Source organism: Pantoea dispersa, assembly GCF_019890955.1.
Classification (GTDB): Bacteria; Pseudomonadota; Gammaproteobacteria; order Enterobacterales; family Enterobacteriaceae; genus Pantoea; species Pantoea dispersa.
Genome location: NZ_CP082346.1, coordinates 585,421 through 600,153 on the forward strand (window position 1 = coordinate 585,421; position 14,733 = coordinate 600,153).

Annotated in this window: 10 protein-coding genes; 3 read left to right on the forward strand and 7 right to left on the reverse strand. The window is 59.0% G+C overall.

Annotated features, from left to right (window positions below):
- Positions 1-207: 207 nt before the first annotated feature.
- Positions 208-1,638, forward strand: a complete 1,431-nt coding sequence (locus K7H94_RS02760) for an aminotransferase-like domain-containing protein (RefSeq protein ID WP_058757217.1) — start codon at positions 208-210, stop codon at positions 1,636-1,638.
- A 12-nt stretch (positions 1,639-1,650) separates the two neighbouring features.
- Here K7H94_RS02760 and K7H94_RS02765 read toward each other — a convergent pair whose 3' ends face one another.
- The 4 genes from K7H94_RS02765 to pepA all read right to left on the reverse strand — a co-directional run bounded on the left by K7H94_RS02765 (position 1,651) and on the right by pepA (position 7,354).
- Positions 1,651-2,157, reverse strand: a complete 507-nt coding sequence (locus K7H94_RS02765) for a GNAT family N-acetyltransferase (RefSeq protein WP_370586218.1) — start codon at positions 2,155-2,157, stop codon at positions 1,651-1,653.
- Positions 2,158-2,220: 63 nt separating this feature from the next.
- Positions 2,221-5,076: a valine--tRNA ligase gene (locus K7H94_RS02770; protein WP_058757216.1), complete on the reverse strand. Its 2,856-nt coding sequence runs from the start codon at positions 5,074-5,076 to the stop codon at positions 2,221-2,223.
- A 5-nt stretch (positions 5,077-5,081) separates the two neighbouring features.
- Positions 5,082-5,540, reverse strand: coding sequence for a DNA polymerase III subunit chi (locus tag K7H94_RS02775; RefSeq protein ID WP_058757215.1), 459 nt, complete (start codon positions 5,538-5,540; stop codon positions 5,082-5,084).
- 302 nt (positions 5,541-5,842) lie between these two features.
- Positions 5,843-7,354 (reverse strand): leucyl aminopeptidase, encoded by a 1,512-nt coding sequence (gene pepA / locus K7H94_RS02780; protein WP_021506719.1) that lies wholly within the window; start codon positions 7,352-7,354, stop codon positions 5,843-5,845.
- A gap of 267 nt (positions 7,355-7,621) precedes the next feature.
- Between pepA and lptF the strand changes: the two genes are divergently transcribed.
- On the forward strand, positions 7,622-8,722 hold the full coding sequence (gene lptF / locus K7H94_RS02785; RefSeq protein WP_031279533.1) for an LPS export ABC transporter permease LptF: 1,101 nt from the start codon (positions 7,622-7,624) through the stop codon (positions 8,720-8,722).
- On the forward strand, positions 8,722-9,798 hold the full coding sequence (gene lptG / locus K7H94_RS02790; protein ID WP_021506721.1) for an LPS export ABC transporter permease LptG: 1,077 nt from the start codon (positions 8,722-8,724) through the stop codon (positions 9,796-9,798). Before lptF ends, lptG begins: the two co-directional genes overlap by 1 nt.
- 115 nt (positions 9,799-9,913) lie before the next feature.
- Here lptG and K7H94_RS02795 read toward each other — a convergent pair whose 3' ends face one another.
- The 3 genes from K7H94_RS02795 to K7H94_RS02805 form a co-directional block, all read right to left on the reverse strand.
- Positions 9,914-11,191, reverse strand: a complete 1,278-nt coding sequence (locus tag K7H94_RS02795; protein WP_222951605.1) for a DUF445 domain-containing protein — start codon at positions 11,189-11,191, stop codon at positions 9,914-9,916.
- Positions 11,192-11,214: 23 nt separating this feature from the next.
- Positions 11,215-12,717 carry a helicase HerA-like C-terminal domain-containing protein gene (locus K7H94_RS02800; protein WP_222951606.1) on the reverse strand — a complete coding sequence of 501 codons (1,503 nt, stop codon included), beginning with the start codon at positions 12,715-12,717 and terminating at the stop codon, positions 11,215-11,217.
- Between the two features lie 170 nt (positions 12,718-12,887).
- Positions 12,888-14,462 carry an ABC transporter substrate-binding protein gene (locus K7H94_RS02805; RefSeq protein WP_420874720.1) on the reverse strand — a complete coding sequence of 525 codons (1,575 nt, stop codon included), beginning with the start codon at positions 14,460-14,462 and terminating at the stop codon, positions 12,888-12,890.
- Positions 14,463-14,733 lie beyond the last annotated feature (271 nt).

Sequence of the window (14,733 nt, forward strand, 5' to 3'; positions counted from 1 at the left end):
TATTCCTGTTTGATAATAATTAACGTCCTGGTGAATCTGTCCGAATCAAACGACAGGCGGCGATTATTAGTGGATCGGATAATTCTCCCAACGAGAACGGTCTTGAAGGAAAACTGGCGGCGCGCGGGGAAAAGGACACGGATTTTTAGCCGCAGCAATGGCTGGCAGGCTATACTGGCGCGCACGCAGGTCGCAGGGAATGGAGCCATGGCCAAATACCAGCAGCTGGTAGATCAGCTACGTACGCAAATCGAAGCACGCATCTGGCCGCCGGGTGAAAAGCTGCCGTCGCTGCGCCAGCAGGCGGAGCAGAGCGGGTTAAGCCTGATGACGGTGATGCACGCTTACGAGGTGCTGGAGAGCCAGGGCTGGATTGTGTCGAAGCCGCAGTCGGGCTACTACGTGGCACCGCGCGCGGCGGAGAGCCGTCCGCGTTTGCCAACCCAGGCGATCGCTAAAACCGATCAGGCCGATACCAACAGCTTCGTGTTTGATGTGCTGCAGGCGACGCGCGATCCGGCCATCATGCCGTTTGGTTCTGCCTTCCCCGATCCGGAACTGTTTCCCCAGCGCCAGCTGATGCGCTCGCTGGTGAAGGTCTCGCACAATCTTAAACCCACCGATGCCCTGAATAATCTGCCGCCCGGTAATGAAGCGCTGCGAAAAATCCTCGCCCAGCGTTATGCGCAGCAGGGCATTACGCTGTCGCCGGATGACATCGTCATTACCAACGGTGCGATGGAAGCACTGAACCTCAGCCTGCAGGCGGTGACCGAACCGGGCGACTGGGTGGTGATTGAGAACCCTTCCTTCTATGGCGCGTTGCAGGCGATTGAACGGCTTAAGCTGAACGCGATTGCTATCGCCAGCGATGTGGAGCAGGGCATCGATCTGGATGAGCTGGAGCAGGCGCTGCAGCGCTGGCCGGTGAAAGCCTGCTGGCTGATGACCAACCGGCAGAATCCGCTCGGCTTTACGCTCAGCGCCGAGCGCAAACAGCAGCTGGTGGCACTGCTGACGCGTTATCAGGTGGCGATGATAGAGGACGACGTCTACAGCGACCTGTATCACGGCCACGATAAGCCGTTGCCGGCCAGAGCGTTCGACCGCGAGGGTTACGTGCTGCACTGCGGCAGCTTTTCGAAAAATCTGGTGGCGGGATTTCGCGTGGGCTGGGTCGCGGCGGGGCGCTATGCGCAGCGCGTGCAGCGTATTCAGATGATGAGTACGCTCTCGACCAGCGCGCCGATGCAGCTGGCGCTGGCGGATTTTCTTAGCACCCGCAGCTACGATACGCATCTGAAAAAGCTGCGACAGACGCTGGCGAAGCGCAAACAGCTGGCACAGCAGGCGCTGCGCCGCGTACTGCCCGCCGAGGCGCACATCAGCGATACGCCCGGTGGCTACTTTTTGTGGATTACCCTGCCGGAGCAGATTAACGCCACGCAGCTGTATCATCTGGCGCTGCAGCAGGGCATCAGTATTGCGCCGGGCCAGCTGTTTTCCAGCAGCGAGAGTTTCAGCCACTGCTTCCGCTTCAACACCGCCTGGCCATGGGATGCACGCGCCGAGGCGGCGGTAGAGACGCTGGGGGCGTTAATTGGTCAGCTGGCGCAGGGCGTTGCGGTAGAGAAGTGAGTGGTTTTTCCCTCACAACACCCGCAGCATTCTCACTTCGCAATCCACGTGGCCGGTACAGCCCATCGCGTCCGCAATCTGTTCAAAGCCCAGCGACTGATAGAGTTTAATGGCACGCGTCAGGCTGCCGGTGGTCTCCAGGTAGCAGCGCCGGAACCCGCGCTGGCGGGCAAAATCCATTGCGCGCAGCGCCAGTTCGCGCGCTAAACCCAGCCCGCGCACCGACGGCAGGAAATACATCTTCTGCAACTCACAGATATCCGGTGCGCTGCAGGCCAGTGGCGCCACGCCGCCGCCGCCGACCACCTGACCTTCATGCTCCACGATCCAGTAAGCGCTGTCCGCCGCACTGTAAAGTTCAAACAACCGATCGAGCTGCGGGTCGGACACGGTATAACCTTTATCCGCCGTCAGGCCGAACTCGGCGGAGACATCGCGGATCACCTGCGCAATCCGCGGATTATCGGCGGCGACAATCGGGCGCACCTGCAGGTTAAGTGGCGTGGCGGTGGTCATCATAATCTTCCGATAGAAAAAAGCCGGGCAGTGCCCGGCTTCGATTAAGCGTCAGGACTGAAGCGCTTACAATGCCGCAATCACGCCCTGCTGTTCAATCAGTTTTGCTTTTGATTGCTCCAGCTCGGCTACGCGCTCGCGCTCTTTCGCTACCACCGCTTCCGGTGCGCGCGATACAAAGCCTTCGTTAGCCAGTTTGGTCTGAATCTTCTCGATCTCGACATCCAGCTTCACCAGCTCTTTCGCCAGACGCTCCAGCTCGGCTTCCTTGTTGACCAGATCTGCCATCGGGATCAGCAGCTCCGCGCCATCAACAATCTTGGTCACCGAGACCGGACCCTTCTCGCCGGCTGGCAGAATGGTCAGGCTTTCCAGACGCGCCAGGCGCGACAGGAAGTTGCGGTTCTCTTCAACACGACGCTGCGCCGCCGGCGAGCAGTCGCGCAGCAGCACGTCGAGCGGCTTGCTTGGCGCGATGTTCATTTCGGCACGGATATTACGCACCGCCACAATCGCCTGCTTCATCCACTCGATATCGGCCTTCGCTTCCGCGTCTTCCTTCGCCGCGTCATACTGCGGGAACGGCTGCAGCATGATGGTATCGTGGTCGATGTTCTTCAGCACTTTCACGCGCTGCCAGATGGTCTCGGTAATGAACGGGATGATCGGATGCGCCAGGCGCAGCAACGCTTCCAGCACCGTCACCAGCGTGTTGCGCGTACCGCGCAGCTCCGCTTCGCTGCCGCTGTTCATCACCGGCTTGGTCAGCTCCAGATACCAGTCACAGAACTGGTTCCAGGTGAAGTCGTACAGAATGTTGGCAGCGATATCAAAGCGATAGCTATCCAGCGCTTCACGGTACGCTTTCACGGTGCTGTTGAATTCCGTCAGGATCCAGCGATCCGCCAGCGACAGCTTCAGCTCGCCGCCGTTCTGGCCGCAATCCTGATCTTCGGTGTTCATCAGCACGAAGCGGCTGGCGTTCCACAGCTTGTTACAGAAGTTGCGGTAGCCTTCCAGGCGCTTCATATCCCAGTTGATGTCACGACCGGTGGACGCCAGCGCGGCGAGGGTGAAGCGCAGCGCATCGGTGCCGGAAGGCACGATACCGTCCGGGAACTGCTTCTCGGTGCGTTTGCGAATCTTCTCAGCCAGCTGCGGCTGCATCATGTTACCGGTGCGTTTCTCCAGCAGATCTTCCAGCGAAATGCCGTCCACCATATCCAGCGGATCGATGACGTTGCCTTTCGACTTGGACATCTTCTGGCCTTCTTCATCGCGGATCAAACCAGTCATGTAGACGGTTTTAAACGGAACCTGCGGCTTGCCGTTTTCATCTTTGATGAAGTGCATGGTCAGCATGATCATGCGCGCAATCCAGAAGAAGATGATGTCGAAGCCGCTCACCAGCACGCTGGTAGGATGGAAGGTGCGCAGCGCTTCGGTATTCTCCGGCCAGCCCAGCGTAGAGAATGTCCACAGGCCGGAAGAGAACCAGGTATCAAGCACGTCGTCATCCTGGCGCAGCGTCACGTCGGCGGCCAGATTATTTTCCTGGCGCACTTCTTCTTCGCTGCGGCCGACATAGACGTTACCGTTGTTGTCGTACCAGGCCGGAATGCGGTGGCCCCACCACAGCTGACGCGAGATGCACCAGTCCTGGATGTCGCGCATCCATGAGAAGTACATGTTTTCGTACTGCTTCGGCACAAACTGAATGTCGCCGTTTTCTACCGCTTCCACCGCGACTTTCGCCAGCGGGGCCGTGCGCACGTACCACTGATCGGTCAGCATCGGCTCGATCACCACGCCGCCGCGGTCGCCGTATGGCACCGTCAGATCGTGTGGTTTGATTTCGTCGAGCAGGCCGAGCTCGTCAACGGCGGCGACAATCGCTTTACGCGCGGCGAAACGCTCCATCTTCTGGAACTGCGGCGGAATTTCATCGGAACAGGCATCGCTGACTTCACCGTTGGTGTCGAACACTTCCGCACGCTCGCGGATGTCGCCATCAAAGGTCAGGATGTTGATCATCGGCAGCTTGTGACGACGGCCCACTTCGTAGTCGTTGAAGTCGTGCGCCGGGGTGATCTTCACGCAGCCGGTGCCTTTCTCCATATCGGCGTGTTCGTCGCCGACGATCGGAATACGACGGTTCACCAGCGGCAGGATCACTTCTTTGCCGATCAGATCTTTATAACGCGGATCTTCCGGGTTGACCGCCACGCCGGTATCGCCCAGCAGGGTTTCCGGACGGGTAGTGGCCACCACCAGGTAATCTTTGCCTTCGGCAGTTTTCACGCCGTCAGCCAGCGGATAGCGAATGTGCCACATTGAGCCTTTGCTCTCGCGGTTTTCCACTTCGAGATCAGAGATCGCCGTGCGCAGTTTCGGATCCCAGTTCACCAGGCGCTTGCCACGGTAAATCAGGTTTTCTTTGTACAGACGGACGAAGACTTCTTTCACCGCGTTGGACAAGCCTTCATCCATGGTGAAGCGCTCGCGCTCCCAGTCAACCGAGTTGCCGAGGCGACGCATCTGGCGGGTGATGGTGCCGCCGGATTCAGCCTTCCACTGCCAGATTTTTTCGATAAAGGCGTCACGACCGTAATCCTGACGCGTTTTGCCCTCTTCAGCGGCGATCTTGCGCTCAACCACCATCTGCGTGGCGATACCGGCGTGGTCCGTACCTGCCTGCCACAGGGTGTTTTTACCCTGCATGCGCTGGTAGCGGATCATGGTATCCATGATGGTTTGCTGGAAGGCGTGACCCATATGCAAGCTACCGGTGACGTTCGGCGGCGGGATCATGATGCAAAAGCTTTCCTGGCTGGTATCGCCATTCGGTTTGAAGTAGCCCTGCTGTTCCCAGTGCTCGTAGAGCGGCTGCTCGATATCTTGCGGGTTATATGTCTTTTCCATATCTGCTATGTCGTTTGCGGCGGGGGTGGCGTCGCCGTATTCAATTGGAAACCAACGCTGCGATACGCTTTATAGCGGTCGCGCGCCAGTTGTTTCAGGGATTCTTCATAAGGTACGAAGTCTATCACTTCATGGAAACCGGTAGCAAAATCTGCGAACTGCGGCAGCAGGCTGATCAGCAGATCGCGCGGCGCACTGCCGCGTCGCTGCGGCCAGGCCAGCTCAACCGGCGCGCCGTAGCGCGGGCCTTCGCCGGCCAGGTTGTGCGGCACAAAGGCGTTGGCCGGACGCTGCCACAGTGCTTCATCCAGCCGATTGGCCTGCTGTTCATCTTCGCAGGCAATCAGGATGCGCTTACCGTCTCGCCAGCGGCTGGCGGCCAACTCGCACACCAGCGCTTCGATGGCGCTTAAGCCGTCGCTGGCGCTTTCAGACTCCATGACGAAGAAGGTGGCGTTTTTCATGGCAGGTTATTTCCATCAATGACAGTGGGGCGCATTGTGCGACAGTAAGATTGCGGCGTCCAATAATAAGGTCGCCATGAACGGCGACCCTGTAAACCGTGCGGCTGATAATCAGGTCGCCGTGAACGGCGACCCTACACCGTAGGGTGCGCATTCATGCGCACCGTATCAATGGCCGCACGGTATTTAACGCATTTATACGCACCATCACACCCGTAGGGTGCGCATTCATGCGCACCGTTCCAATGGCCGCACGCTGTCAAACGCATTCATGCGTACCGTTGCAGCATTCGCCCTGGCTCTTAATCGTCGCCGTTCAGGCCAGCGCGGTTCAGCAGGAACTGCGACAGCAGCGGCACCGGACGGCCGGTCGCGCCTTTGGCTTTGCCGGAGCGCCAGGCGGTGCCGGCGATATCCAGGTGCGCCCAGTTAAACTTACGCGCAAAGCGTGCCAGGAAGCAGGCGGCGGTAATTGCGCCGCCCGGACGGCCACCGATGTTGGCCATATCGGCAAAGTTGGATTCCAGCTGCTCCTGATACTCGTCGGCCATCGGCAGACGCCACGCGCGGTCGCCCGACTGCTCTGATGCGCTAATCAGCTCGTGCGCCAGCGGATTGTGGTTCGACATCAACCCGCTGACGTGATGGCCCAGCGCAATCACGCAGGCGCCGGTCAGGGTGGCGACGTCAATCACCACTTCCGGATCGAAGCGCTCAACGTAGGTCAGCGCATCGCACAGCACCAGGCGGCCCTCGGCATCGGTATTCAGCACTTCAACCGTCTGGCCGGACATGGTGGTCAGCACGTCGCCCGGACGCATCGCGCGCCCGTCCGGCATGTTCTCACAGCCCACCAGCACGCCGACCACGTTCAGCGGCAGATTCAGCTCCGCCACCATGCGCATCACGCCGTACACCGACGCCGCGCCGCACATGTCATATTTCATCTCATCCATCGCCTCGGCAGGCTTGATGGAGATGCCACCGGAGTCAAAGGTCAGCCCTTTACCTACCAGCACGATAGGGCGCGCATCGGCGTCGCTGCTGCCTTTGTACTCAATCACCGACATCAGCGACTCATTGTGCGAACCGGCACCGACCGCCAGATAGGCGTTCATGCCCAGCTCTTTCATCTGCTGTTCGCCAATCACGCGGGTGGTGACGTTTTTGCTGTACGCATCGGCCAGCTGACGTGCCTGCGACGCCAGATACGCGGCGTTACAAATATTCGGCGGCATATTGCTCAGGTCTTTCGCCGCTTTGACGCCGGCGGCAACGGCCAGACCGTGCTGAATAGCGCGCTCACCGCTGGTCAGCTCACGGCGGGTCGGCACGTTGAACACCAGCTTGCGCAGCGGACGGCGCGGCTCAACTTTGTTGCTTTTCAGCTGGTCGAAGTTGTACAGCGCCTCTTTAGAGGTTTCTACCGCCTGGCGCACTTTCCAGTAGGTATTGCGCCCTTTAACGTGCAGCTCGGTCAGGAAGCACACCGCTTCCATTGAACCGGTGTCGTTCAGGGTATTGATGGTTTTCTGAATCACCTGTTTGTACTGGCGCTCATCCAGCTCACGCTCTTTACCACAGCCGATCAGCAGGATACGTTCGGACAGGATATTTGGCACATGGTGCAGCAGCAGCGTCTGGCCCACTTTGCCCTCCAGCTCACCGCGGCGCAGCAGCGCGCTAATGTAGCCATCGCTGATCTTATCCAACTGCTCGGCAATCGGTGACAGACGACGCGGTTCGAAAACGCCAACCACAATGCAGGCGCTGCGCTGTTTTTCCGGGCTACCGCTTTTTACACTGAACTCCATGCACTCTCCTGAATCTTAAAGACAACGGCCTTAGCTGTCGTTAGAATGTAGCGCGTTCGTAACCCATTAATTTGTTGCGACGCCATGACAATTTAACGCCGGCGGCCATAATGAGTGGGGTGACAATGTGTTGTTTTTTCACCACCCTAACGCGTTCGTCATACTATTTTAGCTACCATGACGGCCATTGATGAAGAAAAATGGCTGATAAGCGTTGAAACTAGCGATTTTCCTGCAAAAAGACAAGTTTTCACAGGCGTACTAAGCGTGATCATCATTAGATATCTGGTTCGGGAAACGCTCAAAAGCCAGCTGGCTATCCTGTTCATCCTGCTACTTATCTTCTTTTGCCAGAAGTTAGTCAGGATTTTGGGTGCGGCGGTGGATGGCGAAATCCCAACAAATCTGGTTCTGACATTGTTAGGACTTGGCGTGCCTGAAATGGCACAACTTATCCTGCCCCTAAGCTTGTTTCTGGCGATTTTAATGACCCTTGGGCGGCTGTACACCGAAAGTGAAATTACGGTGATGCACGCCTGCGGGCTGGGTAAAGGTGTCCTGATTAAAGCGGCGATGATCCTGATGCTGTTCACCTCGCTGGTGGCGGCGGTCAACGTGATCTGGCTTGGCCCGTGGTCCTCGCGCTATCAGGATGAAGTGACACAAAATGCCAAAGCCAATCCGGGCGCGGCGGCGCTGGCGGCGGGGCAGTTCCAGACCTCCAGCGACGGCAACACCGTGCTGTTCGTCGAAGACGTGAAGGGCAACAAATTCGGCAGCGTGTTCCTGGCGCAACTGCGACCGAAGGGCAATGCACGGCCATCGGTGGTGCTGGCAGACAGCGGCCACATGGAGCAGCACAAAGATGGCTCGCAGACCGTGACGCTGGATAAAGGCACGCGCTTTGAAGGCACGGCGCTGCTGCGTGACTTCCGTATTACCGACTTCGTCAATTATCAGGCGCTGGTGGGGTACAAAGAGGCGGTGCTCGATCCTAACGATGCCGATCAGGCCGATATCAGCACGCTGATAAAAACCAAAACGCCGCAGTTTCAGGCGGAGCTGCACTGGCGTCTGACGCTGGTGTTCGCTGTGCTGGTGATGGCGCTGATGGTGGTGCCGCTCAGCGTGGTTAACCCGCGTCAGGGCCGCGTGCTGTCGATGCTGCCGGCAATGCTGCTCTACCTGATCTTCTTCCTGCTGCAGAGCTCGCTGCGCTCCAACGCGGCGAAAGGCCGGTTTGATCCGGCGATCTGGATGTGGGTGGTCAACCTGGCGTATCTGGCGCTGGCGGTGGCGCTTAACGTATGGGATACCGTACCGATGCGCCGTTTCCGCGCGCGCTTTAGCCGTGGAGGATCCGTGTGATGTTTAAGGTCCTTGACCGCTATATCGGCAAAACCATCTTCAACACCATCATGATGACGCTGTTCATGCTGGTGTCGCTGTCGGGCATCATTAAGTTTGTTGATCAGCTGCGTAAAACCGGGCAGGGCGCGTATACCGCGCTGGATGCCGGTTACTACACGCTGCTCAGCGTGCCGAAAGATATCGAGATCTTCTTCCCGATGGCGGCGCTGCTGGGCGCATTGCTGGGGCTGGGCACGCTGGCGCAGCGCAGCGAACTGGTGGTGATGCAGGCCTCCGGCTTTACCCGTCTGCAGGTGGCGCTGGCGGTAATGAAAACCGCGATTCCGCTGGTGCTGCTGACCATGGCGGTGGGCGAGTTTGTCGCCCCGCAGGGCGAGCAGATGGCGCGTAACTACCGGGCGCAGCAGCTGTACGGCGGCTCGCTTGTTTCGACGCAAAACGGCCTGTGGGCGAAAGACGGCAATGACTTTATCTACATTGAGCGCATTAAAGGCGACAACGAGATCGACGGCGTCAGTATCTATCGCTTCACCGACCAGCGACGTCTGCTGAGCGTGCGCTATGCCGCCACCGCGGTCTGGAATAAAGATCGCAAACTGTGGGAGCTGTCGCAGGTGGATGAGTCGGACCTGAAAGACCCGAAGCAGATTACCGGTTCACAGAGCCTGAGCGGGGAATGGAAAACCAATCTGACGCCAGACAAGCTGGGCGTGGTGGCGCTGGACCCGGACGCGCTGTCGATCAGCGGTCTGTATAACTACAGCAAGTATCTCAAACAGAGCGGCCAGGAATCCGGGCGCTACCTGCTGAATATGTGGGGCAAAATCTTCCAGCCGCTGTCAGTGGCGGTGATGATGCTGATGGCGCTGTCGTTTATCTTTGGTCCGCTGAGAAGCGTATCGATGGGCGTGCGCGTGGTCACCGGCATCAGCTTTGGCTTCCTGTTCTACGTGCTGGATCAGATCTTCGGGCCGCTGAGTCTGGTGTACGGTTTACCGCCGGTGCTGGGCGCGATTCTGCCAAGCGGCGCGTTCTTCGCCATCAGTTTGTACCTGTTGCTGAAACGGCGGTAGTGAGGGTTGCAGGGGCGCGATTCAGGGCGCCCCTGTCATTCCCGCACCGTTACCGTAGGGTCGCCATTCATGGCGACCTTTTTTATTTATGCCAGCCAGGTCGATGCCCGCACCGTTAGCGCAACGTCTGCACCCAGCCCGGCAGCTGCGACAGCAAAAACAGCACCAGGCCAATGGTACCGCCCACCAGCGTGCCGTTGATGCGGATAAACTGCAAATCACGGCCAATGTTCAGCTCAATCTGTTGCGACATCTCGCGCGCATCCCAGCTCTTCACCGTATCGCTGATGTGACGGGTGAGAAACGCCGCAAACTCCGGCGCGACGCTGCGCGCAGCGTCTTCCAGATGCTGATTCATTGAGGTACGCAGTGCTTCATCGGCAGCCAGCGTTTCGCCCAGCCACAGCGCCGCCAGCCGCACCCGCTCCTGCACGCGCGAATCATCACTGTTGAGGTCGCTCTTCAGCCAGCGGCGCAGGTCCTGCCACAGCTCGCTGATATAACGGTTAAATGACTCATCCTCTTTCAACCAGTGTTTGATGGTCTCAGCCCGTTCGGCCATCTCCGGATCGCTTTTCAGTCGCTCAATCAGGCGCTGTACCGCGCGGTTAAAACCGAGGCGGAATTCGTGGCCCTGGTCGCGCGCCACTTCATCCAGAATCGAATCCACCGCGTTGGCGACCAGCTCGGCGCTGTGTTCGCCCAGCCATTCGGTCGGCAGCACTTTGGCCTTGATCGGATGTTCGCGTTTCAGCCAGCGCACAATCTGCAGCGCGATAAACTCGCGCGTGCCGGGTTTGTGCAGCAGACGCAGCAGTTGTTGCACAGCAGCGTCCAGCAGCTCCTGGTGGCGGTTGTTTTTGGTCAGGCTGTCCAGCAGCAGCGCGCTGGACTGGGTCAGATCGACCTTATCCAGTGCGCGATGCACCGCGCGGCGCAAAAAGCGCTGAATACGCTGATCGTCAGTAAGATCGAGGAAACCGCGCATCACCTGCAGCAGATGGCGACCAATGCGATCGGCGTTGCCCGGCGTATTGAGCCACTGCGCCAGCAGCTGTGACGGATCGTGGCGGCGAATCAGTGCCAGCAGCGAATCGGTATCGAGAAACTTCTCCTGCACGAAGCGGCCAAGATTCTCGCCGATGCGATCTTTGTTGCGTGGAATGATTGCCGTATGGCGCGAGATGAACGGTACCGGCACGCGACGAAACAGCGCCACCACCGCAAACCAGTCGGCCAGCGCACCGACCATCGCCGCTTCGGCAATCGCCTTCAGCCCCAGCACCCAGAACGTGGGCGGCAGAAACAGCGTCACGACAAAGGTCGCGGCGGCAATCAGCAGCAGCGACAGGGCCAGACGCTTGCTCCGTTTTAATTGTTGATATTTATCCATATCACGATCATAGCAGAGGGCGATTAACGGCGGCGTCCACCGAGCAGACTGCCCAGCACGCCGCGGATGATCTGATTGGTCACCTGGCGCGCCGCGCTTTTCGCCACGCTCTGTACCACGCCGTCGCGCTTGCCGCCGCGCGGCCCGGTGCTGCCGAACAGAATCTCTTTCAGCCCGCCCAGAATGCCATCATCCACCGCCACGCTATTGCCTTTGCTGGGCGGCGCATCAGCCTGCTGCGGCGCGGCCTGCACGCCTTGCTGTAACATTTCGAACGCCGATTCGCGATCGACGGCACTGTCGTATTTGCCGTACAGCGGCGAATGGTTGATCAGGCTGTTGCGTTCATCAGGAGTGGCCGGCCCCATGCGCGAGCCCGGCGCGATCACCATGGCGCGCTGCACCATCGACGGACTGCCTTTCTCATCGAGGAAAGAGATCAGCGCCTCGCCGGTGCCCAGCGCCTGAATCGCCTCCACGGTATTGAACGCCGGGTTGGCGCGCATCGTTTCGGCGGCGCTTTTTACCGCTTTCTGGTCTTTCGGCGTGAAGGCACGCAGCGCATGCTGCACGCGGTTACCCAACTGACCGAGCACATTATCCGGAATGTCCGCCGGATTCTGCGTGACAAAGTACACGCCAACGCCTTTCGAGCGAATCAGGCGAATCACCTGTTCCACTTTCTCCAGCAGCACCGGCGGCGCGTCGTTAAACAGCAGATGCGCTTCGTCAAAGAAGAACACCATCTTTGGTTTGTCCAGATCGCCGGCTTCCGGCAGCTGTTCATACAGTTCCGCCAGCAGCCACAGCAGGCTGGTGGCGTAGAGTTTCGGCTGCTGATAAAGCTTTTCCGCTGCCAGGATATTGATGAAGCCTTTGCCGTCAGCGTCGCAGCGCACCCAGTCACGGATATCCAGCATCGGTTCACCAAAGAAGTGTTCAGCCCCTTGCTGCTCCAGCGCCAGCAGGCCGCGCTGAATGGCGCCCACCGAGGCGCTGCTGATATTGCCGTACTGCGTCTGAAACGCTTTGGCGTTATCACCGATGTATTGCGTCATGGCGCGCAAATCTTTGAAGTCCAGCAGTAGCAGGCCCTGATCGTCGGCGATACGGAAGATAATTTGCAGCACGCCGGACTGCACCTCGTTGAGGCTGAGCAGCCGCGCCAGCAGCAGCGGACCGAGATCGGAAACCGTCGCGCGCACCGGATGGCCCTGCTGGCCGAAAATATCCCACAGCATCACCGGATTTTTCTGCGCCTGCCAGTCGGTGACGCCAATCTTCGCCAGCCGCGCCAGCAGCTTTTCCGAGCCGTCGCCCGCGGCCGCAATGCCGGAAAGATCGCCTTTGACATCGGCCATAAACACCGGCACGCCGATGGCGGAGAAGGATTCAGCCAGCTTTTGCAGCGTCACGGTTTTACCGGTGCCGGTCGCACCGGTTATCAGTCCGTGACGGTTAGCCATGGCGGGCAGCAGATGCAGTTGAAGGTCAGGCGTCTGGGCGATCAGCAGTGGGGTACTCATGATGGTTGCGCTCTCCGGCATTGCGTAATGACTCAAAGAATAGCAAGCGGTGCGCGGGATAGAGAGGGATATTTGGGTGAAAAATAAGGGGAGTTCCGGTTGCTGCCCGCGCGATCGGCCCTTCTCCCGCGGGCGGGAGAAGGCTGGGATGAGGGGCAGCGCGCACCTATCTACTTCTTCTCTACTGTATCGAAAAACAGCAGGCTCACGCCGATGCCCTGCTGCACGTGGCTGACATTATTGCGCACCGCTACCTGCTGTGCGCCCTGCAGCATCACCACAAACGGCGAATCCTGCTGTACGCGCTGTTGCAGTGCGGTATACAGCGCGCGGCGCTGGCTGGCGTCGCTCTCACCGGCTGCGGTGCGCGTCTGCGCGCTCAGTTCGGGAATCTCCCAGCCAACGCGCCACGCCAGCGTTTTCGAGCCGCCCGGCACGTTATAGGCAAAGGCGCTGGCGTTGGTATTCGGATCCACATAGTCGGCGCCCCAGTAAATAAAAATCGACTGGAAATCACGTCCGCGCATTTTGCCCCACAGTTCCGATTCCGCCACCGGCTGCAGCTCAATTTGCACGTCGGCTTTAGCAAAGCTGGCCTGCAGCGCCTGCGCCACGTCGATGTACGGCGGCTGATTGATCACCGTCAGCGAGAATTTGCTGCCGGGCCTGATACCGCCCTGCGCCAGGATCGCTTTAGCTTTGGCCACATCATAATGGAACGGCTGATTCTCCAGCGCGCCATCAAAGCCCTGCGGCAGGAAGCTCTGGTGAATACGGTACTGGCCTTTCAGCAGATCGCGTGAAATGGCGTTGTAATCCACCAGCCAGCGCGCCGCCTGCCACAGCGCCGGATTACCCAGCGCCGGCTGCGCTTTGTTTTGCGTATTAAACGCCAGGTAATAGACCAGGCTCGACGGAAAGGCCTCAATGCGCAGCTGCTTGTCGTTTTTCAGCGCATCGATCTGGTCCGGGCCCAGCTGGTAAGCCACATCGACATCGCCCTGCTGAATCAGCAGGCGGCGCGCACCGGCATCGGCCACGCCTTTCAGCAGGATGCGTTTCAGCTGCGGCTGCGGGCTGGCGTGCGGATTTGCGCTCAGCACCAGCGCCTGCTGCGGCACGTATTGCTGGATGCTGAATGCGCCGCTGCCCGCGGAGTGAGTGTGCAGCCAGCCGTTGCCGCTGTCGTTGGCGATGATGTGCTGCTGCACGGTTTTGCTGTCCACCACCGAGGCTACCGGCGCGGTCAGCAGGCGCAGCGCCAGGTCCTGACCAATCTGCGCCGGCCACTGAATCTCCAGCTGATGATCGTTCACCGCCCGCAGCTGGCTGGCGATGTTGTCCGCCGTCCAGCCAAACTCAGCGAGAATAAACGACGGGGCTTTATTGAGCTGCACCGCGCGCGTCAGCGAAAACACCACGTCCTGCGCGGTCACCGGGTTACCGCTAACGAAATGCGCATCCGGTTTCAGATTGAACACCAGGCTGTGCGGCGTGCTGCCGGGCTGCCATGAGGTGGCGAGCAGCGGCGCGAGTTTTTGTGGCGCATCGCGATCGGCCTCTACCAGAGTCTGATAAATATTGCGCTGCACGCTGTTACTGACGGTCTCAAAACTTTCTGCCGGGTCGAAGCTGATAATGCCGTCGAGCGGCACGGCCACCACCAGCGTGTCTTTTGGCGTGGCGGCCTGCAGGGCAAAGGCGCTGCTGAATAAGGTGAAGAACAATAAGAGTGCTCGCATCATGATTATCCTGAGTAATTGATGCGACGACTTTATCGCTGTCGCGCTGCTGGCTAAATGCCGGTTTGTTCTGAGCTGTGCCGGAAATAACAATTAATACCGGCAATTAACTAATCGGTTATTTTGTGCGCGCGCTGTCATATTCAGGAAATAAACCGCTCAGACGTTGCGCATTGAGCCAATAAGCGGTTATTGATAAGAATAAGCTCTGGTATGGAAGTATGATTTTTTCTGATTAATTAAGCTGAGCGACTATTTCTCACGCCGATTTGTT